Source organism: Bradyrhizobium sp. Ses1, assembly GCF_059512365.1.
Map to the genome: position 1 here is coordinate 64,166 of NZ_JCAMOQ010000004.1, position 23,273 is coordinate 87,438.

Here is a 23,273-nt window from a genome sequence, read left to right on the forward strand (position 1 = left end):
ACATGACCAGCAGGCCGTGTGGCCGGCAACTGGCGAGAAACTCGATTAATCCAACAATTTTATCCATCGGCGCCGCCGCAACCTCGCAACCCGGCCGAATCGGATTCGCCAAGACTGTGACACAGTTTGCGGCACCCTCCGATCAGGCCGTATAGCCAATCGAGGCTTGTTTTGCCAAGCAAAACGCCTGCCAAAAGATATAACGTCTCTGTCAGCCCAATGCTGCGGTAGCTAAGAGAAATTCTTACTCGCAACAGCGAGAAACGTGGGCTTGAGCTGTTCCACCTCTCCTACAGGGAGGCGCCTTTACCCTCCCCTTTCAGGGCAGGGCTATTGCCTATGAAATAGAACTTGGCGGGCGATTCCTTCGTGGCCCATCCTTCGAGACGCGCTGCGCGCCCCTCAGGATGAGGTCTGGTTTCGCGGCGGAATCTTGGACCCTCATGGTGAGGAGCGCCGCTTGCGGCGCGTCTCGAACCATGAGGCCCGCCCCGTGCGGAACCTCTCCCTTCAGGAGAGGTGGCCCTCAGGCCTGGTCGAGACCGTACAGCGTGTGCAGTGTGCGCACCGCGAGCTCGGTATAGGCGGCATCGATCAGCACCGAGAACTTGATCTCGGACGTGGTGATGGCGCGGATGTTGATGTTGCGCGCGGCAAGCGCGGCAAAGGCCTTGGCGGCGACGCCGGCATGGCTGCGCATGCCGCTGCCGATCACGGAGACCTTCGAGACGTCGGTGGCGCTGTCGAAGCGCTGGTAGCCGATCTTGCTCTTGGCCGCGGTAATGGTGTCGCGGGCGCGGCCATAGTCGCTCGCCGGAACCGTGAAGGTAAGGTCCGTGGTCTTGCCGTCCTCGGAGACGTTCTGCACGATCATGTCGACATTGATGTTGGCATCCGCGAGCGGGCCGAAGATCGCTGCTGCCACCCCCGGCTTGTCCTCGATCTGGCGCACGGAAATCTGGGCTTCGTCCTTGGAGAAGGCGATGCCGGTGACGACGTGCATTTCCATGATTTCCTCCTCGCTGCAGATCAGCGTTCCCGGCGGCGTGCCGTGCGGGTCGATATCTTCAGGCTTGTCGAAGCTGGAGCGGACGAAGATTGGCATGTTGTGCACCATGCCAAGTTCCACCGAGCGCACCTGAAGGACCTTGGCGCCCTGAGAGGCCAATTCCAACATGTCCTCGAACGCGATCTTATCGAGCCGGTGCGCCTTCGGCACCACGCGTGGGTCGGTGGTGTAGACGCCGTCGACGTCGGTATAGATGTCGCAGCGGTCGGCCTTGACCGCCGCTGCAATCGCCACCGCCGAGGTATCGGAACCACCGCGGCCGAGCGTGGTGATGCGGCCGGTCTCGGGATTGATGCCCTGGAAACCAGCGATGACCGCGACCTCCTTCCGCTCCTTGAAGCGCTTCATGAGCTCGGTGCCGTCGATATCGAGGATGCGCGCCGAGGCGTGCGCGTCGGAGGTCTTGATCGGGATCTGCCAGCCCTGCCAGGAGCGCGCCTGGACACCCATGCTCTGCAGCGTGATCGCCAGCAAGCCCGAAGTGACCTGCTCGCCGGAAGCGACGACCGCGTCATATTCGCGTGCATCGTGCATCGGGGAAGCCTCGCTGCACCAGGCCACCAATTCGTTGGTCTTGCCGGACATGGCGGAGACCACCACGGCAACATCGTGCCCGGCATCGACCTCGCGTTTGACATGGCGTGCGACGTTGCGGATTCGGTCGATATTGGCGACGGAGGTGCCGCCGAACTTCATCACGAGGCGGCCCATGACGACGCGTGCATTCCCTGTGAGGATAGGTAGATTGCCCGCGCTTAACCCAAGCACGGGGGCTGAAACGCGCGTATACATAGCGAAGCGGCCGGGGGCAAGCGGGTTCCTGGCGCCGTCCGTGGCGGGCGCGCGGCGGTAACTGAGGCGTTTGTATGGGGCGGTATATCGACGAGATCCTGCAGCCCGGTGAGAGGGTGCTGTATTCGACGAACGCGCACTGGATTTTCTTCCTGCCGGCCATTGCCGGCTGGGTCGTGGCGATCGTGTTCCTGATTCTGGCCTACATGGTCCCAACCGGCGCGCCGGCGGTGCTTTGCCTGGCGCTGAGCGGAATCGCGGCGCTCGCGGCGTTGTACAAGACGGTGACCGCCTGGTTCCATCGTTGGACCACCGAGACCGATGTGACCAATCTGCGGATTGTGCACAAAGAGGGGTTCATTCAGCGCGAGACGTTTGAAATGAGCCTCGACAAAGTTGAGAGCGTCGACGTCTCCCAGAGCATTCTTGGCCGTATCCTCAACTACGGCAATGTGAGAATTCTCGGCGTCGGCGAGGGGCAGAAGACGATCAAAATGATTGCTTCGCCGCTCGCATTCCGTAGTTACATCACGGCGCGATAGGGGCGCGCGCATCATGGCTATGCAGTCTGACTTTTCCGGCACCACGGTCGATCCGGCCGAGGTCGCAAAATTCTCAAAACTCTCGGCGGAGTGGTGGGATCCGCGCGGCAAGATGGCGCCGCTGCACAAGATCAATCCGTTACGGCTCGGCTATATCCGCGATGCCGCCTGCCGCAAGTTCGACCGCAACGTCAGGAGCCTGAGCTGCCTGTCCGGCTTGCGCATCCTCGATATCGGCTGCGGCGCCGGGCTGTTGTGCGAGCCGCTGGCCCGGCTCGGCGCCCAAGTGATCGGCATCGATCCCTCGGCCTCCAACATCGCCGCCGCGAAACTGCATGCCGACAGGGGGCATCTGGCGATCGATTATCGCTGCACCACGGTGGAAGAAATGGACGCGCGCGAGCGCTTCGACATCGTGCTGGCAATGGAGGTGGTCGAGCATGTGACCGACGTCGGCGTGTTCCTAAAGCGCTGTGCGGCGATGCTCAAGCCCGGCGGGCTGATGGTGCTCTCGACGCTCAACCGCAACTGGAAGAGCTTTGCACTCGCGATCGTCGGCGCCGAATATGTGCTGCGGTGGCTGCCGCGCGGCACCCATCAATGGAGCAAGTTCGTCACCCCCGACGAACTCGCCCACTACCTGCAAGACAACCGCCTCACCATCACCGACCAGGCCGGCGTGGTCTACAACCCGCTCGCCGACCAATGGAACATCTCCTCGGACATGGACGTGAACTACATGGTGGTCGCGGAGGAGGGGTAAGCATTTCCCGCGAAGCCGTCATTGCGAGCGGAGCAAAGCAATCCATAGTGCCACTCGCCGAAGCATGGATTGCTTTGCTCCGCTCGCAATGACGAGGCGCCGCAGCGCAATCCTGTCATGCGCTGTTCCGGTTGACCGCGCGCGCGGCGCCCGGCACGGTGAGAGCGTTTTCCCCGCCCGCCCGCGATTCTTGCGCACATGCTGACGATTTCCTGGCTCTGGATTCCTTTCACCATCGTCGCTGCGCTCGGGCAGGTTGCGCGCAATGCGATGCAGCGGTCGCTGACCGGGCCGCTCGGGACCTGGGGCGCGACCAATATCCGCTTCCTGTTCGGCTTTCCGTTCTCGATCCTGTTTTTTGCGCTGGTCATCGTGGTGACCGGCGATTCCGCTCCGTGGCCGCCGGTGGCGTTCTGGCCGTGGCTGCTGCTCGGTGCGCTCAGCCAGATCGTCGGCACCGGCCTGATGCTGCTGGCGATGAACGAGCGCTCCTTCGTGGTGACGACGGCGTATCTGAAGACCGAGGCGATCCAGACCGCGATCTTCGGCTTCGTCTTCCTCGGCGATCATCTCACCTTGCTGAAGGTGATCGCGATCCTGATCGCGACCATCGGCGTCGTCATCACCGCACTTCGGCCCGGCGGCGAGAAGGGGTTTGCGGAGCTGAGGCCGACCATCATGGGCCTGGTCGCTGCGGCTGCGTTTGCGCTGTCGGCGATCGGCTTCCGGGGCGCGATCATCGCGGTGCCCGGCGTCTCCTTCGTGACGGCGTCGTCCTATACGCTGGTGTTCGGCCTGTTCGTGCAGACGCTGGTGCTGTCGATCTATCTGTTGCTGCGGGCGCCCGGGGTGCTCAAGGCGATCCTCGGATTATGGCGGCCATCGATGCTGGCGGGCTTCATGGGCGCGTTCGCCTCGCAATTCTGGTTCCTTGCCTTCGCACTGACAGCGGCGGCGAACGTGCGAACGCTGGCGCTGATCGAAGTCTTGTTCGCGCAAGGCGTGGCGTATTATTCATTCAAGCAGCCGATCTCGCCGCGCGAGTTTTCCGGCATCGTCCTGATCGTGATCGGTGTGGCGCTATTGATCGCGGCGTGAGGATCAGTTGCGGTCGTCCGGCAGCACCGGCAGCGGCGAGACCTCGACGCCTTCCTCGATCAGCGAGCGGGCTTCCTCCGGTGAGGCTTCGCCGTAGATCGGACGGTGCTCGATATCGCCGTAATGCATCTTGCGCGCCTCGTTGGGGAAGCGGTCGCCGACATTGTCGGCGTTCTTGACGATGTGGTCGCGCAATTCCTTCAGCTTGGCGCGCAGTTCGCGCTCCTGCGCCATCATCAGCGGCGTCGATTCGGCCGGCGCTGCCGCCGGCTGCTCGGCCGGCACAGGCGCTGCGCTTTCGCGGCCTTTCTTGCCGACGATCTGCGGCGCCATGATCGCCTTCTCGACCTTGGACGAGCCGCAGGTCGGGCAGGCTACGAGCTTGCGGCGGACCTGAGAATCGTAAGCCGACGAAGTCTGGAACCAGCTTTCGAAAGCGTGGCCCCGTTCGCAGCGCAGGTTGTAGCGGATCATGCTGAGCCCCGGACGAGGTGCAGATGCTCCGGACCTGCCTTGGGGTCGGCGACGGTGAAGCGGCGCCCATGCTGCAGCGAGGGGATCGCCCTGCGCGCGGTCTCGACCTTGGCCGGATCGATCTTCGCCAGGAACACGCCCGGCTCGACGCCGCCCTCGGCGAGGATCTCGCCCCAGGGATCGATGATCAGCGAATGACCATAGGTCTCGCGCTTGTTCTCGTGCAGGCCGGCTTGTGCGGCGGCAAACACGAAGCAGCCGGTCTCGATGGCGCGGGAGCGGAGCAGAATGTGCCAATGCGCCTCGCCGGTCTTGCGGGTGAAGGCGGACGGTACGGTGAGGAAGGACGCGCCGCTTTCGGCCAGCGCGCGGTACAGCGCCGGGAAGCGCACGTCGTAGCAGATCGTCAATCCGATCCGGCCCCAGGGCAGATCGGAGATCACAGCAGTCTCGCCCGGCTGGTAATTGGCCGATTCGCGGTAGCTCTCGCCGCCGGGCAGATCGATATCGAACATATGGATCTTGTCGTAGCTGGCGAGCAGATTGCCGTCCGGGCCGATCAGGAAGGAGCGGTTCACCCCCTTCTCCGGCGAGAAGCGCAGCGCCAGCGAGCCGATATGCAGATGGATCTTCAATTCGGCTGCGAGCGCGCGATAGGCCTTCAGCGACTTGTCGTCCTCTTCCGTCGCCAGATGCTCGAACAGCGCCTTGCGGTTCAATTGCATCATGTTGCTCACTTCGGGCGTGAGCACATAGTCCGCGCCTTGCGCCGCCGCCTCGCGCACCAGCTTCATGCCCTGCTCGAGGCTCGGCTCCGGCAGAAGCGAGGTGCGCATCTGCACCATGGCTGCGGTGAAGGTGCTGTCGGCACTCATCAGGCCACGCCTTCGCTGGCTAAGAGACCATCGAGCTTGCCCTCGCGGTCGAGCGCATAGAGCTCGTCACAGCCGCCGACATGGGTGCTGCCGATGAAGATCTGCGGAAAAGTCGAACCGGCGCCGGCCCGCTTGTACATCTCGTCGCGATAAGCCGCGTCACTGGCCACGTTGAATTCGGTGAATGCCGCCTTCTTGCGGGTCAGAAGCGACTTGGCCGCGCTGCAGTAGCCGCAGCCCGGGCGGGTATAGATTTCAATCGCAGCGGTCATGGTGCGCTCGGTTGTGATTTTGTCCGGGATTATATGGGAGTTTTGTGGCTATCGACAACCCGGGCGAACACCAGCACATCGACCTGTGCCGCCTTGGCGCGCAGAAGCGCCCGCGCGCAGGCGTCGACCGTCGCTCCCGAGGTCAGGACGTCATCGACCAGGATCACGCGGCGGCCCTGGACTTCGGCCGCGCGGTCCGGCCCCACTTTGAAAGCACCCTGGACATTGGTCGCCCGCTGTGCCCGCGACAATCCGACCTGCTGCTCGGTCGAGCGCACCCGGCGCAGCGCATCGGGGGCGAGCGCGACGCCGCTCTGGCGCGAAATGACGCGGGCAAGCGCGCCGGATTGATTGTAGCGGCGGCTCCAGCCGCGCCGCCAGTGCAGGGGAACTGGTACCAAAATATCGGCGTCGCGAAGCAATTCCTTCCCCGCGCGCGCCATCCAGCGACCCATTGCTGGCGCGAGGTCCGTGCGGTCCTGGTATTTCAATGCGTGCACCAGCGTGCGCGCGACGTCGTCATAGCGCACCGCGGCGCGGGCGCGCTGGTAGGCCGGCGGACTGGCGATCGCCTCCATCGACAACAGCTCCGGACCGGGGTCGTAGACGAAGGGAATGCCGAGCCGCGGGCAGAACGGTGGTGCAATGAACGACAATTTGGCCCAGCAGGCGGCGCAGACGCCCTCGCCATCGACCGGCTCGCGGCACGAAACGCACAGCGTCGGCAGCGCGATGTCGAGCATCAGCCGTGCTGCATGCGTCCATGCTCCCTGCGCAACGCTCAGCGCGCCACGCAGATGGCCTGCAATGGAGCGGGATGGTGATGCCTCGGCGCCCATGGACCGAGGCTAGCCTCATGATCGTGTCAGCTCAAGCATTGCGTTGCCAGAGGCGAAGGCAGGGCGTAACCAGCGGGCATGGCCGCAAATCCGACCACACCTGTGTTGTTCGATCGTTCGCTGCTCGCGGCGCGGCTGAAGCGCGCGCGGCGCGATGCGCCGGTCACCTTCCTGCTCGAGCGCGTCGGCGAGGACATGGCGGAGCGTTTGCAGGCGGTCACGCGGGAGTTTGCCGATGCCGCCGACATCTGGACGCCGGGCAATGCGCTCCATGATCTCTTGCGCGCGCGATGCAAGTCCGTCCGCGAGGTTGCGTTCGAGGCTGCCGAAGTCCTTCCGCTGCAGCCGGCTTCGCTCGATCTTGCGGTCTCCGGGCTCGCTTTCCAGTTCGTCAACGATCTTCCCGGCGTGCTCGCGCAGCTGCGTCGCGCGCTGAGGCCCGACGGGCTGTTGCTCGCGGCGATGATCGGCGGCGATACGTTGACCGAGCTTCGGCAATCCTTCGCCGCGGCCGAAGCCGAATGCGAGGGCGGAGTGTCGCCGCGCGTGGCGCCATTCGCCGATTTGCGCGACATCGGCGCGCTGTTGCAGCGTGCCGGCTTCGCGCTGCCGGTGACCGACGTCGACCGCATCGTGGTGCGCTACGCCAACGCCTTCGCGCTGATGCAGGAATTGCGGCGCATGGGCGCCACCAATATCCTGGTCGAGCGGCGCCGCGCGCCAACCCGCCGCGCCACGCTATTGCGGTTGGCGCAAATCTATGCCGAGCGCTTCGCCGATCCTGACGGCCGTATCCGCGCCACCTTCGACGTGATCTGGCTGTCCGGCTGGGCGCCGCATGAAAGCCAGCAAAAACCGCTGCGGCCGGGTTCGGCGAAAGCGAGTTTGGCAGAGGCGGTGAAGCGGGCAAAACGCGACTGACGCCGAATACCGCAGCCGTCATCGCCGGGCTTGACCCGGCGATCCATCGATCTGGAGAGAGTCTTGTTCGATGGATGCGCGGGTCAAGCCCGCGCATGACGACTGAGGGTGCGGCGGCCCTGTCGCGAGCAAACCTACAACAGCAGATCAATCAGATGCGGGATCAGCGGAATGTCCGCCGCGGGCATCTCATAGTCGCGCAATTTGTTGGCGCGGACCCAGGCGAGGTTCTGTCCCTCGCGCGCCGTCACCATGCCGTCCCAGCGCCGGCAGATATAGAGTGGCATCAGCAGGTGAAACGTCTCATAGGCGTGGCTCGCGAAGGTTAGCGGCGCCAGGCACGGCTCGGCGACGGTGATGCCGAGTTCTTCATGCAATTCGCGGATCAGCGTCGCTTCCGGCCGTTCGCCGGCCTCGACCTTGCCGCCCGGAAATTCCCAGAGCCCCGCCATCGGCTTGCCGGCAGGCCGCTGCGCCAGCAGCACGCGCTTGTCGGCATCGATGAGCGCGCAGGCAACCACGAGGGTGAGTTTGATATCGGTCATGCAGTCCGCCCGAACTCCGCTGTCGTCCCGGCCTTGCGCCGGGACCCATAACCACAGGGTTTAGCGATGTGCTCCGCTACAACCACTTGCGCGCGCCACAACGCCTCCCTGTGGTTATGGGTCCCTGCTTTCGCAGGGACGACGGTGTCCTATGACCTGTAATCGCCGTTGATCGCGACATATTCCTTGGTGAGATCGCAGGTCAGCACGCGGTCGCGGCCCTTGCCGAGGCCGAGATTGACCTTGATCTGGATCTTCGGCTCTTTCATCGCCTGCGACACTTCCGCCTCGTTGTAGGAGGGATCGCGGGCGCCGCTCTTGGCGACGCGGATGCCGTTGAAGGAAATCGAGAGCTTGTCGCGGTTGGCGGGCTCGCCGGCCTTGCCGACCGCCATCACCACCCGGCCCCAATTGGCGTCCTCGCCGGCGATCGCGGTCTTGACCAGCGGCGAGTTCGCCACCGACATCGCGATCTTGCGAGCGGAAGCCTTGGTCGTCGCGCCATCGATGATGATCTCGACTAGTTTCCGCGCGCCTTCGCCGTCACGCGCCACCTGCTCGGAAAGATCGGCTAGCACATCGCGGAACGCCTTCGCAAACGCTTTCAGGCGCGGATCGCTGGCGCGGCTGATCTTCGGCGCGCCGTTCGCGGCCGCGGTGCCGGTCGCGAATGCCAATAGTGTGTCCGAGGTCGAGGTGTCGCCATCGATGGTGACGGCGTTGAAGGTGTCCTCGACCCCGCTCTTCAGGAGCTGTTGCAGCGCGGCCGATGACAGCGGCGCATCGGTGAAGATGAACGACAGCATCGTCGCCATATCAGGCGCGATCATGCCGGCGCCCTTGGCCATGCCGTTGATCGTCACCTTGGCCTTGCCGAGCTTCACGGTCGCGGTCGCGACCTTCGGGAAGGTGTCGGTGGTCATGATTGCCTTCGCCGCGCCCATCCAGTCGTCGGGCCCGGCTTGCTCGGCCAGCGTCGCCAGTACGCCGTCGAACTTGGTCGCATCGAGCGGCTCGCCGATCACGCCGGTGGAGGCCAAAAACACCTCATTGACGCCGCAGCCGACCGCCTTGGCGGCGATCTGCGCGGTCAGCGCGGTCGACTGCTTGCCGGTTTTGCCGGTGAAGGCATTGGCATTGCCGGAATTGACCACCAGCGCGCGTGCAAATCCTCCCTTAGAAGATCCGCCTTTGCCGAGCTTGGCGCGGCACCACTCCACCGGGGCTGACGGGCATTTCGACTTGGTGAAGACGCCGGCGACGGCGGTGCCTTTGTCCATCACCGCGAGCAGCACATCGGTGCGCCCCTTGTAGCGGATGCCCGCGGCCGCCGTCGCAAGCCTGACGCCCGCAATCGCGGGCAAATCGGGAACGTCTGTCGGGGCGAGGGGAGAAACGGCGGTGGACATGGCGGATTCCAATCAGGGAGGCGCAATCGTCATGGCCGGGCTAAAGCGCGAAGCGCGTCTTCGCGCAAGATGTCCCGGCCATCCACGTCCTTTTCCCGGCCGGCGAGGCGCCAAGACGTAGATGGCCGGGACAAGCCCGGCCATGACGAGTGTAGATACTATTGGCTTCGCTGAAGTGACAGCGAATTCTTACTTCTTCGCCGGCGGCGCCATCTTGGAGTCGGACGGCTTGGCGGCGGGGGCCGTCGTATCAGCAGGCTTGGCGTCGCTCTTGGCGGTCTCTTCCGGCTTGTCCATGCGCTCGATCTTGGCGGCCTCGCGCAGCTTGGCGACATAGTCGGCCTGCGCTTTGCGGGTCACATAGGTCTCGATCTGGCTCTTGACCTGGTCGAAGGGCGGCGCGGTGCGGTTGCGCTTTTCCTCGACCTTGATGATGTGCCAGCCGAACTGCGACTTCACGGGGTCGGAGATCTTGCCCGGCTCGAGCGAAAAGGCGACGGCAGAGAATTCCGGCACCATCTGCTCCTTGGTGAAGAAGCCGAGATCGCCGCCATCGGAGGCGCCGGGATCCTTGGACTTCTTCTTGGCGAGCTCGGCGAAATCGGCGCCCTTCGCGAGCTCGGCCTTGATTGCCTTGGCCTCGTCCTCGGTCTCGACCAGGATGTGGCGGGCATGCACTTCCTGCTCGCCGGTGATCTGCTTGGAGGCCTCTTCATAGACCTTCTTCATGGCGTCGTCGTTGGTCGCCGCCTTGCCCTCGCTGGCAAGCAGGCTATCCATCAGGAGCCGGTTGCGGGTGAAGGCGAGGCGCTTCTTGAACTCGTCGGTATTGTCGACCTTCTTGTCCTCGGCGGCCTTGGCGACGATCTTCATGTCGATCAGGAAGGCCAGGAGGTTATCCTTCCGCGTCGCAGGGTCCATCTGCTGCAGGCTCGGCCCAAGTTCCTCTTCGGCGATCGCCACATCGCTCTGGCGGATCTCCTGCCCGTTGACCTTGGCAAGCACCGGGTTGGAATCCTCAGCACGGACCGGCAGACCGAATGCGAGAACCGCGGCGATCGAGCCGGTCACGGCCAGGGATGCGAGGCCGATACGCAAGCCGGGTTTCATTTCCGCGAACGACGTGGTCATGCAAAATCCTTAACTTGTCTCGAACAGGGGGAACTTCTCTTGAGCGGGGCGGACACTCGCCCAATCAAGCCGCCTTGGCAACGCGAAAAGTCTGACAAAATGATGAATTCCTTGACATCCTGCCGAGCGTTGACAACCCCCGGAGCGGGCCATATCTCTGGCCCATCGTGTCAATGGCGATAGCGCTCATTTTGCTTACGTTTTTGGCCGTTGAACCTTGGATTGCTTGCTTCCCACTTAATTGGCGGATCGGGCCCCAGGTTGGGGCCGTTGCCGGGGTGCGTCACGGTGAGTTGATAGACAATCGGCGGCACCACGCTCTGGTTGCAACGCAGAAGAACAGGAACTACGCATGATCGGCGCGCTCGCCCGCAAATTGTTCGGCTCCGCCAACGACCGGAGGGTGAAGGGCTATCAGGCCCGCGTCAACGCCATCAACGCATTGGAGCCCGAGCTCGCAAAGCTTTCGGACGAGGCGTTGAAGGCCCGCACCGCCGAATTCCGGCAGGAGCTGGCGAACGGCAAGACGCTCGACGACCTCCTGGTTCCGGCCTTCGCCACCGTCCGCGAAGCAGCCAAGCGCACCCTCGGCCAGCGCCATTTCGATGTGCAGCTCATCGGCGGCATGGTGCTGCATGAGGGCGACATCGCCGAGATGAAGACCGGCGAAGGCAAGACGCTGGTGGCGACGCTCGCGGTCTATCTCAACGCACTTGCCGGCAAGGGCGTCCATGTCGTCACCGTCAACGACTACCTTGCCCGCCGTGACTCCGGCTGGATGGGCCAGATCTATTCCTTCCTCGGCATGAGCACCGGCGTCATCGTCCACGGGCTCGACGATGCCGAGCGCAAGACGGCCTATGGCTGCGACATCACCTACGGCACCAACAACGAATACGGCTTCGACTACCTCCGCGACAACATGAAGTACCGCCTGGAGGACATGGTCCAGCGCGGGCACTATTACGCCATCGTCGACGAAGTCGACTCGATCCTGATCGACGAGGCGCGGACGCCGCTGATCATCTCCGGCCCGCTCGACGACCGTTCGGATTTCTACAACACCATCGACACGTTCTTTCCCAAGCTCGACAAGTCGGACTACGAGGTCGACGAGAAGCAGCGCACGGTGACGCTGACCGAAGGCGGCATGGAAAAGCTCGAAGGGCTGCTGCGCGATGCCGGCCAGCTCAAGGGCGACTCCCTCTATGACGTCGAGAACGTCTCGGTCGTTCACCACGTCAACCAGGCGCTGCGCGCGCACACGCTGTTCACCCGCGACAAGGATTATATCGTTCGCGACGGCGAGGTCGTCATCATCGATGAGTTCACTGGACGCATGATGCCGGGTCGCCGCTACTCGGAAGGCCTGCACCAGGCGCTGGAAGCCAAAGAGCACGTCCAGGTCCAGCCGGAGAACCAGACGCTGGCCTCGATCACCTTCCAGAACTATTTCCGGATGTACGAGAAGCTGGCGGGCATGACCGGCACGGCCGCGACCGAAGCCGACGAATTGTTCGACATCTACAAGCTCGAGGTCGTGGAGATCCCGACCAACCTGCCGGTGGCGCGCCTCGACGAGGACGACGAGGTCTATCGCACGCAGACCGAAAAATATGCCGCGATCCTCGCAGAGATCGAACGCGCCAACAAGCGGCTGCAGCCGGTCCTGGTCGGCACCGCCTCGATCGAGAAATCCGAAGTGCTGGCCGAATATTTGCGCAAGCACGGCTACAAGCAGATCGACTTCAGCAATCACGGCGCGCTCGACAAGCTCTATGCCGCGGCGCGCGCCGGCAAGCCGGCCAAGTTGTTCGCGGTCTTGAATGCGCGCTTCCACGAGCAGGAAGCCTATATCGTCGCGGAAGCCGGCGTGCCCGGCGCGATCACGATCGCGACCAACATGGCCGGCCGCGGTACCGACATCAAGCTCGGCGGCTCGCTCGAGATGCGGATCCAGCAGGAGACGGCCTCGATCGCTGACGAAGCCGAGAAGGCGCAGAAGATCGAGCAGATCAAGGCCGACATCGAGCGCTTCCGCGAGATCGTCTTGAAGGCCGAGGAGGTTGTCGAGGTCGAGCCCGCCAAGGGCAGCAAGCCGGCGAAGACGGTGACCAAGCCCGGCGGCCTCTACATCATCGGCTCCGAGCGGCATGAATCCCGCCGCATCGACAATCAGCTCCGCGGCCGTTCCGGCCGCCAGGGCGACCCCGGCCGCTCGAAATTCTTCCTGTCGCTGGAAGACGATCTGATGCGCATCTTCGGGTCCGACCGGCTCGACAGCATGCTGACCCGGCTCGGCCTGAAAGAGGGCGAGGCGATCATCCATCCCTGGATCAACAAGGCGCTGGAAAAGGCGCAGCAGAAGGTCGAAGCGCGCAACTTCGACATCCGCAAGAACCTGCTCAAATTCGACAACGTCCAGAACGACCAGCGCAAGGTGATCTTCGACCAGCGCGTCGAATTGATGAAGGACGAGAGCGTCGCCGAGACCGTCACCGACATGCGCCACGCCTTCATCGAGGATCTGGTGGCCAAGCATATCCCGGAGCATGCCTACGCCGAGCAGTGGGATGCGGCTGGCCTGAAGGACGAATTGAAGCGTGTGCTCGATATCGACCTGCCGGTCGACGAATGGGCCAAGGAAGAGGGCATCGCCGACGAGGAGCTGTTGGCGCGGATCGAAAAGAATGTCGACGAGCGCATGGCGGCCAAGGTCGCGCAATGGGGCCCCGACGTGATGCGCTACGTCGAGAAGACGATCCTGTTGCAGACGCTCGACCATCTCTGGCGCGAGCACCTGATCATGCTCGACCATCTGCGCCAGGTGATCGGCCTGCGCGGCTATGGCCAGCGCGATCCGCTGCAGGAGTACAAGACGGAAGCCTTCAACCTCTTCCAGGAGATGAGCTCGCATCTGCGCGAGGCCGTCACCGCGCAATTGATGCGGGTCGAGATCATCCCGCCGGAGGAGCAGCAGCCGGTGTTGCCGGCGATGGAGGCGCACAAGCTCGATCCCAACACCGGCGAGGACGAGATGTCCTTCGCCAACGCCTCGCTGGTGCCGAAGGCCGCCCCCTCCGACCGCGATCCCAACAACCCCGCCACCTGGGGCAAGGTCGGCCGCAACGAGGATTGCCCTTGCGGCAGCGGCAAGAAGTACAAGCACTGCCACGGCCGGTATGCGTGAGCTGAGCCGCCCGTAGCTGCGGGCAGCATTCCACGCTCTCGGTCGTTGACCGACAACATCGCCGCCACCTCCGTCGTCATTGCGAGCTCGACGCTTAGCGTCGCCCCGGAATGACAGTCCCGTCATTGCGAGCGCAGCGAAGCAATCCACGTCTCCACAAGCGGCGCTATGGATTGCTTCGCTCCGCTCGCAATGACGATGTGGCTAGTTTGGGTGCGACATAACAACCCGACGGGCAAATCACCGAAAGTCTGTCCAGCCCTCGCAGAAAAAACATTCGGCTTTCGCCGTCGGGCAAATCAGTGATTTAACTCCGCGCGTCTCACCCAAATGAGGGGCGGCTCGCGATCGTCACGAACGTTGCGGTGAGATGCGGTGGACGTGATGGATGTGACTGACGAGCATACGCATCACGGACGGCGAAGTCGTGTGGTCCTGGCGCCCCGACGCTGGCGCTAAGCTTCTATGAAGTGACGGTGGCAAAAGAGCCGGTCACCGGGGAGAGCACGAAATAAGCCGTAAACCATCGCGCAGGGAAAGCCGGAATGCTTCGGTTGAACCTGTGGTCCTACCCCCGTGCTTTTTGTTGCACGGGACCCATGGGTGCAACCAGCACCCGGCTTTCCCTGCGCCCTCTGATATCGAGGAGGGTGGAAAGTGACGCAGAGCTCGGGCAGCGAATGCCGCGAGAACGCGAACTCACGTCCTCACGCTGTTTGAAAGTTGAATCAGAATCCATCCCCGTCATTGCGAGCGCAGCGATGCAATCCATCGCGCCACTTGCGGAGAAATGGATTGCTTCGCTGCGCTCTACCCATCCTACGGAATCGCTGTTTGACATTTGAATCAGAACTCTCCGCACGTCATTGCGAGCAAAGCGAAGCAATCCATCGCGCCGCTTGCCGAGGCATGGATTGCTTCGCTTTGCTCGCAATGACGGCAGGAGAAAGCGCTGGCCCCTCGCTGCGCGGGCGCCTACCTCATCGCTCCGAAGCGGTTGTCGAAGGAGTTTGGCTGCACGATCGGCTGCGAGCCGGAGAGCTGTGTGTCCCTGGTGGCCGGTGCGGCGGTGGCCGGCGCATCGGTGACGGTCGGCTTGAGCGCCGGCTTGGCGGCAGCGAGCTTGGTTTCGGTGGGCTTCGGTGCGACGCGAACGACCGATTGCGACTTGGTCTGAGCAGGCTTGATCTCAGCAGACTTGGCCTCAGCAGTCTTGGCCTCAGTAGCTTTGGGCTTCGTGGCGGCGGCCGGTGCAGAGGGCGGCACGCTGGTGGCGGCGGCGTTGGCGTCGGCCGTGGCGCCGATCCCGACCTTGCGGGCGATGCTGGAGAAGAGGCCTTCCGACTGCTCACCCGACTGCGCGGCGGAAGCGACGCGGGCCGATGACATCGCCGACGTCGTCGACACCGCCACCACCGGCTCTTCCGGCTGCGCCAGGTTCGGCTTCGGCGGATTGACGGTGGACGGGATCGTGCCGGGCGCGCGCGCCAGCGACAGTGATTGCAGGCTCTGGCTGTCGCCACCCTCGGAGAGGCCGGTGCTGCCCTCCGGCAGCTTGGAGGCGAAGATCTTGTTCATGCCGCCGTCGATGCCGGTGTTTATCCGCGCCACCGGCGTGCCCTTGGAGATCAGCTTGGCAACCTCGGTCGCCTCTTCCTGCTGCTTCTGGCGGACCGCTTCGGCGATCTGGTCGGGAATCACATAGGCCGGGCATTTGGCGGACGCATCAAACACCGGATCGCGGGTGGCGCCCGGCGGCTTGGCGGCGTCGAAGACATATTTCTTCTCGCAGAAGTCGACCTTCGGCTCCTGCTTCGTCACTTCGAAATGATCGTAGCCTTCCTTGATCATCTTCCAGAAAGGCATGTTCGGATTGTTGCGGTGCTTGGCCATGTTCACCGGCGTCATCCGGAACGGATAGGCCTGCAACTGGAATGCCTTCTGGCCGCCAAAGAACGACTCGCGCCCGAGCGAATAGATCTCCGCGATCTGCTCGTCGGTCATCGCGTAGCAGCCGCGCGAGGAGCAGTCGCCATGCACCATCAACTGTGAGCCGGTGCGGCCGAGCGCCTTGTCGAAGGCGTTGGGGTAGCCGGTGTTGAAGGAGAGGTAGTAGGCCGATTGCGGGTTCATCTGGCCCGGGCTGATCGTATAGAAGCCCTCCGGCGCCTGGCGGTCGCCCTCGCGGATCTTCGGACCGAGATCGCCGGACCAGCGGCAGATCGGATAGGTCTTCAAGAGCGCGAACCTGCCGGAGCGGTCCTGCTTCCAGACTTCGAGCTCGGCTTCCTGCTTGAACAGGCGGATCAGGATCGGCGACTGCAGATCCATGTCCTTTTCGGCGATTGCCGCGACCAGCTTCGGCGGCACCGGCTGGTTGGCCTTGGCATTCGATGCGAGTGAGATGTCGTCGCTATTGCAACCGGCGAGCAGTACAGCGGCCGCAAGGGCAGCCGAGGCCAGAAGCGCGCGAACCAGCGTGCGGTGATTCAAGTCCAAGCTCCACACCCACCGGGCATTTCGGGCAACCCCAAATCAACCCTTATGCCTTGAAGCGATCGTTAAAATACTAACCTTTGGACTTCCCACCCGCAACCTGAACGGGGCCCGGCGGGCCGGAACCATGACAGGCATGGTCAAGCAAGAGTTAAAGACCGGCCCCGGGGCCGAATTGCGGCCAAACCGGCCGACCTGGAGCAAAATGCCGCGATTGCCGGTTAGCTAGGCGAGCTTGCGGCCGATATCGAGAAACTTCTGGCGGCGCTGCTTGCGGATCGCGTCCGCATCAAGATTTCGTAGGTCGTTGAAAGCCTGGGCGATGGCATCGCCGGTGGATGCGATCATGGCGGCGGGATCGCGGTGGGCGCCGCCCGGCGGCTCCTTCAGGATCTCGTCGATCACGCCGAATCGCAGCATGTCCTGGGCGGTGATCTTCATGCTGTTGGCGGCTTCCTGCGCCTTGGTGCCGTCCCGCCACAGGATCGAGGATGCCGCCTCCGGCGAGATCACGCTGTAGATCGCGTGCTCCATCATCAGGACGCGGTTGGCCGTGGTGATCGCGATCGCGCCGCCCGACATGCCCTCGCCGGTGATGATCGCGACATTGGGCACCCCCAGTGACAGGCAGGCGTCGGTCGAGCGCGCGATGGCTTCGGCCTGTCCGCGCTCCTCGGCGCCGATGCCGGGATAGGCGCCGGCCGAATCGACCAGCGAGAGTACCGGGATGCCGAAACGGTCGGCCATTTCCATCAGCCGGACCGCCTTGCGGTAGCCTTCGGGGCGGGCCATGCCGAAATTGTGCTTGATCCGGCTCTCGGTGGAGGCGCCCTTTTCCTGGCCGATCACGCAGATGCTCTCGCCGCGGAAGCGGCCGAAGCCGCCGAGCAGGGCTTCGTCGTCGGCGAATTTGCGGTCGCCGGCCAGCGGCGTGAATTCGGTGATGAGCGCGCTGACGAAATCGGTGAAATGCGGTCGCTGCGGGTGCCGCGCCACCAGCGTCTTCTGCCAGGGCGTCAGGTTGGCATAGAGGTCGGCCAGCGCCTGGCCGGCCTTCTCCTCGATCCGCGCGATCTCGTCGCCGATGTCGCTGCCGGACGCTGCCAGCGCGCGCAATTCGTCGATCTTGGATTCAAGCTCGGCGACGGGTTTTTCGAAGTCGAGGTAACTGCGCATCTGATCCGGCATTACGGCAATATAGGAAGGAACCTGGCGGGCGGCGAAGCGGGTCTGGGGTCTGGAAGAGAAGTTTTGTATCTTCAACAAGTTAACACGCAGCCAAAGCCGAGGCGCGTGGGCTGACCGCAAGCGGTAACGCTCTTTCCTGTGAGAAACCGCCGAAGTCAAGGCGTAACCCATAGCCCGGCCTGGAAGCGTAATCCGGGGATCGACCAGGCTAAGCCTTCTCCGCCAGCGGATGCAGGTCGCGCACCAGGCTCTTCAGCCGCTCCTCGACCACATGGGTATAGATCTGGGTGGTGGAGATGTCGGTATGGCCGAGCAGGGTCTGGACGATGCGCAGGTCGGCGCCGTTGTGCAGGAGGTGGCTGGCAAAGGCATGCCGCAGCACGTGCGGGGAGACGAGCCGCGGCGCCAGGCCGGAAGCGGCCGCCAACTCCTTGAGGTCGCGGGCAAAGTGCTGCCGGGTCAAATGGCCGCTCTCGCCGAAGGAGGGAAACAGCCATTTCGACGGCGCCGCCTTCTTCTCCGGCTTCATGACTTGCACCGCAGCGAGATAGTCGGCCATCGCCTGGCGCGAGGCCTCGTTCAGCGGCACCAGCCGCTCCTTGTTGCCCTTGCCTCGCACCACGATCATGCGGGCATCGCGCCGCGCCGCCGATAGCGGTAGCGAGACCAGTTCGGAGACGCGTAGGCCAGTGGCGTACAGCACCTCCAAGAGGCAATGCAGCCGGAGCGCGCGCAGCCGCTGCGCCGGCTTGGCGTCGATTTGCGTGAGTTCCTTGGCCCGCGTCAGCATGCGGTCGACGTCGGCGATCGACAGCACCTTGGGCAGGCTGCGGCCGCGCTTCGGGCCAGAGAGGATCGCGGCAGGATCGTCGCTGCGGATGCGCTCGTTGAGCAGGAATCGGAACAGATGCCGCATCGACGAGAGCCGGCGGGCGACGCTGGTTGATTTGAAACCGCGGGTGTCGAGGTCGGCGAGGTAGTCGCGCAGCGTCTGGGTGTCGGCGCCGGCAAAGCTCTTGCCGGCATGGGTGAGGAATTCGGAGAGGTCTTCGAGGTCGCGGCGATACGCGTCGAGCGTGTTTTCGCCCGCGCCCTGTTCGGCCGCGAGCATGTCGAGGAACAGGCTGATCAGCCCGGCATCTGATGTGCTGGAACGTGTCTTGGAACGCATCCCCGGACCATAGCGGCTATTTCTTGAGGAACTTATCCGGCGGGATCGTCACCGTCATTTCCCGCGATTTCGGGGTCACAAAATTGGCCAGTGCGAAAATGATCCCGTAGCCGATACCGCCGATCACGGCGAGGACCGTCAGGAAGCGGAACAGGCTCGGCATATCGAAGGCTCGGGCGGCGAATTAACCATTGGCATCATCCATCATGTTCCCTCAGCCGTTGCAAGGCTCTGGCAACGGTATTGGCGGGGGTAGTATAGGTGACCGGAACGCCGCAAATTCGCCGAGAGACCGAGCTTTAGATGCCAGACAGCGCCGCACCGCTCCCTGTGCTCCCGACCCTGGAGGCCGACATCCTGGCCGTGCTGGGGTCGAGGACGATCGTGCTGGTGGGCATGATGGGCGCCGGCAAATCGACCATCGGCCGGCGGCTGGCCGCGCGGCTGAGGCTGCCCTTCACCGATGCCGATACCGAGATCGAGGCGGCGGCGGGCATGTCGATCCCGGAGATTTTCGAAACCCATGGCGAGGCCTATTTCAGGGATGGCGAGGCGCGGGTGATCGCCCGCCTGCTTAGCGACGGGCCGGCGGTGCTCGCCACCGGCGGCGGTGCGTTCATGCGCGAGGAGACCCGCAACTGCATTCGTGCCAAGGCGATCTCGCTCTGGCTGCGTGCCGATGCCGATGTCATCATGCGCAGGGTGCGGCGCCGCGCCGACCGCCCGCTGTTGCAGACGGCCGATCCCGAGGGGACGGTCAACCGTCTGCTCGGTGAGCGCGAGCCGGTCTACCGGAGCGCCGATCTGACGATTTCGTCGCGCGACGTGCCGCATGACCGGATCGTCGAGGAGTGCTTAGAGGCGCTGCATGCCTATCTCTGTGGCAACGGCACGGCACAACCGGCAACCAACGGAATTAGCCTCCCATCATGACTGCGCCATTGAAACACTCTGATCCCATCACCGTCGATGTCGCACTCGGCGACCGCGCCTATGACATCGTGATCGGGCGCGAGATGCTGCCGTCGCTTGGCGCACGGATCGCTGCGCTCCGCCCGGGTGCGCGCACCGCCATCGTCACCGACCGCACGGTGGCGAAACATTGGCTGGAACAGGCCGAGGCGTCGCTTGCCGCGGCCGGCATCCCGACTTCGCGCATCATCGTCGAGGAAGGCGAGGGCTCGAAGAGCTATGCCGGTCTGACAGAGGTCAGCGAAGCGCTGATCGCGGCCAAGATCGAGCGCAACGATCTCGTCGTCGCGCTCGGCGGCGGCGTGGTCGGCGATCTCGCGGGCTTTGCTGCTGCCGTCCTGCGCCGCGGCGTCGATTTCGTGCAGGTGCCGACCTCGCTGCTGGCGCAGGTCGATTCATCGGTCGGCGGCAAGACCGGGATCAACTCGCCGCAGGGCAAGAACCTGATCGGGGCGTTCCACCAGCCGGTGCTGGTCGTCGCCGACACGTCGGTGCTCGATACGCTGTCGCCGCGCCAGTTCCGCGCTGGCTATGCGGAGGTTGCCAAATATGGCGTGCTCGGCGATGAGGCCTTTTTCGCCTGGCTGGAAGCCAATCACGCCGACATCTTCTCCGGCGGCGCGGCGCGCGAGCACGCGATCGCAACCTCGTGCCGCGCCAAAGCTGCGATCGTCTCGCGCGACGAACGCGAAACCGGAGAACGCGCGCTGCTTAATCTCGGCCACACCTTCGGTCACGCGCTGGAAGCGGCGACGGGCTTTTCCGACCGGCTGTTCCACGGCGAAGGCGTGGCCATCGGCATGACGCTGGCGGCGGAGTTCTCTGCTTCTCTCGGCATGATTGCGCAAGCGGATGCGGCGCGCGTGAAACGCCACCTCACTGCGGTAGGGTTGCCGACCCGGCTGCAGGATATCGGCGGCTTCGTCCAGGAAGGACTGGCTGATGCCGACACACTGATGGCGCTGATGGCGCAGGACAAGAAGGTCAAGCGCGGCAAGCTGACCTTCATTCTGCTGGAGGCCGTCGGCCGCGCCGTGATCGCGCGCGACGTCGAGCCTGCGCCGGTGCGTGACTTTCTGAAGGCAAAACTGGCCGAGAATTAAAAACGCTCTTCGGATGACGTAGCTTGACCTGGGTTTCGTTCTCAATCGTCGTCGTCTGCCTGTTGGTCTCCGCCTTTTTCGCGGCGAGCGAGACCGCGCTGACCGGCGCTTCGCGCGCCAGCATGTTGCGGCTGTCCAAGCAGGGCAATCGCGAGGCTGGCGTGGTCTCCAGCCTGTTCAACATGCGCGAGCGGCTGATCGGCGCGCTGCTGCTCGGCAACAACATCGCCAATATCGGCGCCTCGGCGCTCGCAACCGGCATCCTCACCGCGTGGTTCGGCGACGTCGGTGTGCTCTATGCGACCGCGGTGATGACGGTGATGGTCGTGATCTTCGCCGAGGTGCTGCCCAAGACCATCGCAATCAACGCGCCCGACCGGATATCGCTCCTGGTGGCGCGGCCGATGAAGGTCACGGTCTATCTGCTCGGACCGTTCCTGACGGTGATCGAGGTCATCGTGCTCGCCTTGATGAAACTCTTCGGCATCAAGGTCGGTGCCAACCAGGCCATCCTGTCGCCGACCGAGCGACTGCGCGGCGCCGTCGATTTGTTGCATCACGAGGGCAAGGTCGAGAAGCAGGACCGCGACATGCTCGGCGGGCTCCTCGATCTGCGCGAATTGCAGGTGTCGGACGTGATGGTCCACCGCACCGAAATGACCATGATCAACGCCGATCTGCCGCCGGAGGAACTGGTGCGCGAGGTGCTCGCCACCGAATACACCCGCATTCCGCTGTGGCGTGACAAGCCGGAGAACATCATCGGGGTGCTGCACGCCAAGGATTTGCTGCGCGCGATCCGCGCCGCCGACGGCGACACGTCGAACATCGACGTCGCCACCATCGCGTTGCCGCCGTGGTTCGTGCCGGAGATGCGGCCCGTCTCCGAGCAGCTCAAGGCGTTTCGCCGCCGCAAGACGCATTTCGCCCTCGTCGTCGACGAATACGGCGAAGTCGAAGGTCTGGTGACACTGGAAGACATCCTGGAGGAGATCGTCGGAGACATTTCCGACGAGCACGACGTGGTGGTCGCGGGTGTTCGTGCCCAGCCCGACGGCTCCGTAGTGGTCGACGGCTCGGTGCCGATCCGCGATCTCAACCGTGCGATGGACTGGCATTTGCCGGACGAGGAAGCCACGACCGTGGCGGGTCTCGTGATCCATGAAGCGCGCTCGATCCCCGAGCGCGGCCAAAGCTTCACCTTCCACGGCTTCCGCTTCCGCGTCCTGCGTCGCGAGCGCAACCGCATCACGGCGCTACGCATCACCGCGCTGCCGCGCGAAGCCGAGGCCGAGGAGCCCAGGCCGAAGCGTGCCGGGACGGCGTTCTAGCACAGGCGCGTCGATTCTCCGTCATGGCCGGGCTTGTCCCGGCCATCCACGCGCCTTTCTCGCGGCAGCCAAGAACGTGGATGCCCGGCACAAGGCCGGGCATGACGGGCTTGGATGTTGGCGCCCTATTCAATGTCGATGGTGACCCCGGAAAGCTTCCAGGTGCCGTCGGCGGGGATGAAGGCGAGCTGATACTTCACCTGCTTCGGCGTGGTCTCGAAATGGCCTTTCAGGCGCAGCACGCCCTTCTCGTCGATCTTCGCCTCCTCGTCGGCAATGACAGGCTTTGCCACCACGGCGTCGAACACCGCGTGCTTGTCGACGAGATCCTTGAAGACGGCCTGCAGCTTCTCCGGCGGAAACTGCTCGGCGAACGGCTTTGACATCTTGGCGTGCAGGACGGTGAAATTATTGGCGGCGACGGCATCGCTCAGCGTCACCAAAATGCTTTTCACGAGCACTTCCTGAACGAGCGGGCTCGGCATGGCCTGTGCTGCAGCCGGTACGGGCGCAGAGAGCGCCAGCATTGCCATCACGGCCGCGGCCAATCGCAGATGTGCCCAGTGAACCATCTGACAGCCCCTCGCTACAGGTGGCGATGGTGCAATGAGCCTGCCCAATTCCAATGGAACTGTCCATCGCCCAGGCCGCTATCTCTGATAAAGGAAAACAGCCGTGGCGTCTTGCGCGACGTTGATCAAAACCGCAGTTCGGTCGTGTTCTTCAGCTAAATTTCCAGGCGGCGCCCCTCAGCGCGGTCGTTCCGCTGGAGCTTGCGCATGGATCGCGAGCGCATGCACGCCATCCGCGAGTTCCTGGGCGAGTGCCGCATTAATCATGCGATGGCGTTCGATCCGGCTCTTCCCTTCGAACGCTTGAGATACAATATAAACACGGAAATGCGTCTCGCCGCCTGGCCGATGCCCCGCGTGGCCCTCATGCAGATGTGATTCATCTTGGACCTCGAGGCTTTCGGGCAAGAAAGCTTCACGCAACTTGTTTATAATAACGTCTCTTGTGCTCATGGCGGCGGCAATAGTTCGAAGGCTGCATTTCGTCAATGGCACATCCGAAGCAGAGGTATTCGCAATG

At 63.8% G+C, this 23,273-nt stretch carries 22 protein-coding genes; 8 read left to right on the forward strand and 14 right to left on the reverse strand.

Features of this window, described 5'->3' with window-relative positions; genetic code table 11:
- Positions 1 to 526: 526 nt before the first annotated feature.
- On the reverse strand, positions 527 to 1,780 hold the full coding sequence (locus tag AC5ZG5_RS07130) for an aspartate kinase (RefSeq protein WP_130229253.1): 1,254 nt from the start codon (positions 1,778 to 1,780) through the stop codon (positions 527 to 529).
- A gap of 155 nt (positions 1,781 to 1,935) precedes the next feature.
- On the opposite strand from AC5ZG5_RS07130, the gene AC5ZG5_RS07135 reads away from it, so the two are divergent.
- The 3 genes from AC5ZG5_RS07135 to AC5ZG5_RS07145 all read left to right on the forward strand — a co-directional run bounded on the left by AC5ZG5_RS07135 (position 1,936) and on the right by AC5ZG5_RS07145 (position 4,264).
- Entirely contained in the window at positions 1,936 to 2,403 is a 468-nt protein-coding gene (locus tag AC5ZG5_RS07135; protein ID WP_028164207.1) for a PH domain-containing protein, read from the forward strand.
- Between the two features lie 13 nt (positions 2,404 to 2,416).
- On the forward strand, positions 2,417 to 3,166 hold the full coding sequence (gene ubiG, locus AC5ZG5_RS07140; protein WP_456641466.1) for a bifunctional 2-polyprenyl-6-hydroxyphenol methylase/3-demethylubiquinol 3-O-methyltransferase UbiG: 750 nt from the start codon (positions 2,417 to 2,419) through the stop codon (positions 3,164 to 3,166).
- A gap of 198 nt (positions 3,167 to 3,364) precedes the next feature.
- Positions 3,365 to 4,264, forward strand: a complete 900-nt coding sequence (locus AC5ZG5_RS07145) for an EamA family transporter (protein WP_130229250.1) — start codon at positions 3,365 to 3,367, stop codon at positions 4,262 to 4,264.
- A 3-nt stretch (positions 4,265 to 4,267) separates the two neighbouring features.
- On the opposite strand, the gene AC5ZG5_RS07150 is transcribed toward AC5ZG5_RS07145, so the two are convergent.
- From AC5ZG5_RS07150 to AC5ZG5_RS07165, 4 genes are read right to left on the reverse strand one after another with little or no spacing between them, the layout of a single operon-like run.
- The gene (locus AC5ZG5_RS07150) at positions 4,268 to 4,738 is read right to left on the reverse strand and encodes a DUF1178 family protein (RefSeq protein WP_456641465.1); all 471 of its coding nucleotides are present in this window, start codon (positions 4,736 to 4,738) and stop codon (positions 4,268 to 4,270) included.
- Positions 4,735 to 5,613 carry a carbon-nitrogen hydrolase family protein gene (locus AC5ZG5_RS07155; RefSeq protein ID WP_456641464.1) on the reverse strand — a complete coding sequence of 293 codons (879 nt, stop codon included), beginning with the start codon at positions 5,611 to 5,613 and terminating at the stop codon, positions 4,735 to 4,737. Before AC5ZG5_RS07155 ends, AC5ZG5_RS07150 begins: the two co-directional genes overlap by 4 nt.
- Positions 5,613 to 5,885, reverse strand: a complete 273-nt coding sequence (gene grxC, locus AC5ZG5_RS07160; protein ID WP_028164213.1) for a glutaredoxin 3 — start codon at positions 5,883 to 5,885, stop codon at positions 5,613 to 5,615. Before grxC ends, AC5ZG5_RS07155 begins: the two co-directional genes overlap by 1 nt.
- Before the next feature lie 29 nt (positions 5,886 to 5,914).
- Positions 5,915 to 6,724 carry a ComF family protein gene (locus AC5ZG5_RS07165; protein WP_456641463.1) on the reverse strand — a complete coding sequence of 270 codons (810 nt, stop codon included), beginning with the start codon at positions 6,722 to 6,724 and terminating at the stop codon, positions 5,915 to 5,917.
- 78 nt (positions 6,725 to 6,802) lie between these two features.
- Between AC5ZG5_RS07165 and AC5ZG5_RS07170 the strand changes: the two genes are divergently transcribed.
- A complete protein-coding gene (locus AC5ZG5_RS07170; protein WP_456641462.1) occupies positions 6,803 to 7,645 on the forward strand; it encodes a methyltransferase domain-containing protein in 843 nt (280 codons plus the stop codon).
- Positions 7,646 to 7,779: 134 nt separating this feature from the next.
- Here AC5ZG5_RS07170 and AC5ZG5_RS07175 read toward each other — a convergent pair whose 3' ends face one another.
- The 3 genes from AC5ZG5_RS07175 to AC5ZG5_RS07185 all read right to left on the reverse strand — a co-directional run bounded on the left by AC5ZG5_RS07175 (position 7,780) and on the right by AC5ZG5_RS07185 (position 10,730).
- Positions 7,780 to 8,190 (reverse strand): (deoxy)nucleoside triphosphate pyrophosphohydrolase, encoded by a 411-nt coding sequence (locus AC5ZG5_RS07175; protein WP_028164216.1) that lies wholly within the window; start codon positions 8,188 to 8,190, stop codon positions 7,780 to 7,782.
- Between the two features lie 149 nt (positions 8,191 to 8,339).
- On the reverse strand, positions 8,340 to 9,599 hold the full coding sequence (argJ, locus tag AC5ZG5_RS07180) for a bifunctional glutamate N-acetyltransferase/amino-acid acetyltransferase ArgJ (protein ID WP_456641461.1): 1,260 nt from the start codon (positions 9,597 to 9,599) through the stop codon (positions 8,340 to 8,342).
- A 189-nt stretch (positions 9,600 to 9,788) separates the two neighbouring features.
- The gene (locus AC5ZG5_RS07185; RefSeq protein WP_130229244.1) at positions 9,789 to 10,730 is read right to left on the reverse strand and encodes a peptidylprolyl isomerase; all 942 of its coding nucleotides are present in this window, start codon (positions 10,728 to 10,730) and stop codon (positions 9,789 to 9,791) included.
- Positions 10,731 to 11,082: 352 nt separating this feature from the next.
- Between AC5ZG5_RS07185 and secA the strand changes: the two genes are divergently transcribed.
- Complete coding sequence (secA, locus tag AC5ZG5_RS07190) at positions 11,083 to 13,920, forward strand: preprotein translocase subunit SecA (RefSeq protein WP_456641460.1); 2,838 nt, start codon at positions 11,083 to 11,085, stop codon at positions 13,918 to 13,920.
- Positions 13,921 to 14,895: 975 nt separating this feature from the next.
- Here secA and AC5ZG5_RS07195 read toward each other — a convergent pair.
- The 4 genes from AC5ZG5_RS07195 to AC5ZG5_RS07210 all read right to left on the reverse strand — a co-directional run bounded on the left by AC5ZG5_RS07195 (position 14,896) and on the right by AC5ZG5_RS07210 (position 18,938).
- Entirely contained in the window at positions 14,896 to 16,413 is a 1,518-nt protein-coding gene (locus AC5ZG5_RS07195) for a L,D-transpeptidase family protein (RefSeq protein WP_456641459.1), read from the reverse strand.
- A gap of 228 nt (positions 16,414 to 16,641) precedes the next feature.
- Positions 16,642 to 17,604, reverse strand: a complete 963-nt coding sequence (locus AC5ZG5_RS07200; protein ID WP_130231580.1) for an acetyl-CoA carboxylase carboxyltransferase subunit alpha — start codon at positions 17,602 to 17,604, stop codon at positions 16,642 to 16,644.
- A gap of 208 nt (positions 17,605 to 17,812) precedes the next feature.
- A complete protein-coding gene (gene xerD / locus AC5ZG5_RS07205) occupies positions 17,813 to 18,775 on the reverse strand; it encodes a site-specific tyrosine recombinase XerD (protein ID WP_456641458.1) in 963 nt (320 codons plus the stop codon).
- Between the two features lie 16 nt (positions 18,776 to 18,791).
- On the reverse strand, positions 18,792 to 18,938 hold the full coding sequence (locus AC5ZG5_RS07210; RefSeq protein ID WP_035690322.1) for a hypothetical protein: 147 nt from the start codon (positions 18,936 to 18,938) through the stop codon (positions 18,792 to 18,794).
- A 140-nt stretch (positions 18,939 to 19,078) separates the two neighbouring features.
- Here AC5ZG5_RS07210 and AC5ZG5_RS07215 point away from each other — a divergent pair, with 140 nt between their 5' ends.
- The 3 genes from AC5ZG5_RS07215 to AC5ZG5_RS07225 are packed head-to-tail and all read left to right on the forward strand — an operon-like array spanning position 19,079 to position 22,181.
- Positions 19,079 to 19,708 (forward strand): shikimate kinase, encoded by a 630-nt coding sequence (locus AC5ZG5_RS07215; protein WP_028164224.1) that lies wholly within the window; start codon positions 19,079 to 19,081, stop codon positions 19,706 to 19,708.
- Complete coding sequence (gene aroB, locus AC5ZG5_RS07220; RefSeq protein WP_456641457.1) at positions 19,705 to 20,850, forward strand: 3-dehydroquinate synthase; 1,146 nt, start codon at positions 19,705 to 19,707, stop codon at positions 20,848 to 20,850. Before AC5ZG5_RS07215 ends, aroB begins: the two co-directional genes overlap by 4 nt.
- A 23-nt stretch (positions 20,851 to 20,873) precedes the next feature.
- Positions 20,874 to 22,181 carry an HlyC/CorC family transporter gene (locus tag AC5ZG5_RS07225; RefSeq protein ID WP_130231175.1) on the forward strand — a complete coding sequence of 436 codons (1,308 nt, stop codon included), beginning with the start codon at positions 20,874 to 20,876 and terminating at the stop codon, positions 22,179 to 22,181.
- Between the two features lie 125 nt (positions 22,182 to 22,306).
- On the opposite strand, the gene AC5ZG5_RS07230 is transcribed toward AC5ZG5_RS07225, so the two are convergent.
- Complete coding sequence (locus AC5ZG5_RS07230) at positions 22,307 to 22,753, reverse strand: hypothetical protein (protein ID WP_130231177.1); 447 nt, start codon at positions 22,751 to 22,753, stop codon at positions 22,307 to 22,309.
- Between the two features lie 177 nt (positions 22,754 to 22,930).
- Positions 22,931 to 23,206 carry a BolA family protein gene (locus AC5ZG5_RS07235; RefSeq protein WP_130231181.1) on the reverse strand — a complete coding sequence of 92 codons (276 nt, stop codon included), beginning with the start codon at positions 23,204 to 23,206 and terminating at the stop codon, positions 22,931 to 22,933.
- Positions 23,207 to 23,273: the final 67 nt, after the last annotated feature.

Excerpts from the sequence above, each read along its gene's own strand:
- AC5ZG5_RS07215 (WP_028164224.1), top strand. The coding sequence starts at position 19,079 with ATGCCAGACAGCGCCGCACCGCTCCCTGTGCTCCCGACCCTGGAGGCC.
- AC5ZG5_RS07135 (WP_028164207.1), top strand. The coding sequence starts at position 1,936 with ATGGGGCGGTATATCGACGAGATCCTGCAGCCCGGTGAGAGGGTGCTG.
- secA (WP_456641460.1), top strand. The coding sequence starts at position 11,083 with ATGATCGGCGCGCTCGCCCGCAAATTGTTCGGCTCCGCCAACGACCGG.
- AC5ZG5_RS07200 (WP_130231580.1), bottom strand. The coding sequence starts at position 17,604 with ATGCCGGATCAGATGCGCAGTTACCTCGACTTCGAAAAACCCGTCGCC.
- AC5ZG5_RS07130 (WP_130229253.1), bottom strand. The coding sequence starts at position 1,780 with ATGGGCCGCCTCGTGATGAAGTTCGGCGGCACCTCCGTCGCCAATATC.
- xerD (WP_456641458.1), bottom strand. The coding sequence starts at position 18,775 with ATGCGTTCCAAGACACGTTCCAGCACATCAGATGCCGGGCTGATCAGC.
- AC5ZG5_RS07230 (WP_130231177.1), bottom strand. The coding sequence starts at position 22,753 with ATGGTTCACTGGGCACATCTGCGATTGGCCGCGGCCGTGATGGCAATG.
- AC5ZG5_RS07210 (WP_035690322.1), bottom strand. The coding sequence starts at position 18,938 with ATGCCGAGCCTGTTCCGCTTCCTGACGGTCCTCGCCGTGATCGGCGGT.
- AC5ZG5_RS07175 (WP_028164216.1), bottom strand. The coding sequence starts at position 8,190 with ATGACCGATATCAAACTCACCCTCGTGGTTGCCTGCGCGCTCATCGAT.
- AC5ZG5_RS07145 (WP_130229250.1), top strand. The coding sequence starts at position 3,365 with ATGCTGACGATTTCCTGGCTCTGGATTCCTTTCACCATCGTCGCTGCG.
- aroB (WP_456641457.1), top strand. The coding sequence starts at position 19,705 with ATGACTGCGCCATTGAAACACTCTGATCCCATCACCGTCGATGTCGCA.
- argJ (WP_456641461.1), bottom strand. The coding sequence starts at position 9,599 with ATGTCCACCGCCGTTTCTCCCCTCGCCCCGACAGACGTTCCCGATTTG.
- AC5ZG5_RS07185 (WP_130229244.1), bottom strand. The coding sequence starts at position 10,730 with ATGACCACGTCGTTCGCGGAAATGAAACCCGGCTTGCGTATCGGCCTC.
- grxC (WP_028164213.1), bottom strand. The coding sequence starts at position 5,885 with ATGACCGCTGCGATTGAAATCTATACCCGCCCGGGCTGCGGCTACTGC.
- AC5ZG5_RS07155 (WP_456641464.1), bottom strand. The coding sequence starts at position 5,613 with ATGAGTGCCGACAGCACCTTCACCGCAGCCATGGTGCAGATGCGCACC.
- AC5ZG5_RS07170 (WP_456641462.1), top strand. The coding sequence starts at position 6,803 with ATGGCCGCAAATCCGACCACACCTGTGTTGTTCGATCGTTCGCTGCTC.
- ubiG (WP_456641466.1), top strand. The coding sequence starts at position 2,417 with ATGGCTATGCAGTCTGACTTTTCCGGCACCACGGTCGATCCGGCCGAG.
- AC5ZG5_RS07235 (WP_130231181.1), bottom strand. The coding sequence starts at position 23,206 with ATGAGCACAAGAGACGTTATTATAAACAAGTTGCGTGAAGCTTTCTTG.
- AC5ZG5_RS07165 (WP_456641463.1), bottom strand. The coding sequence starts at position 6,724 with ATGGGCGCCGAGGCATCACCATCCCGCTCCATTGCAGGCCATCTGCGT.
- AC5ZG5_RS07150 (WP_456641465.1), bottom strand. The coding sequence starts at position 4,738 with ATGATCCGCTACAACCTGCGCTGCGAACGGGGCCACGCTTTCGAAAGC.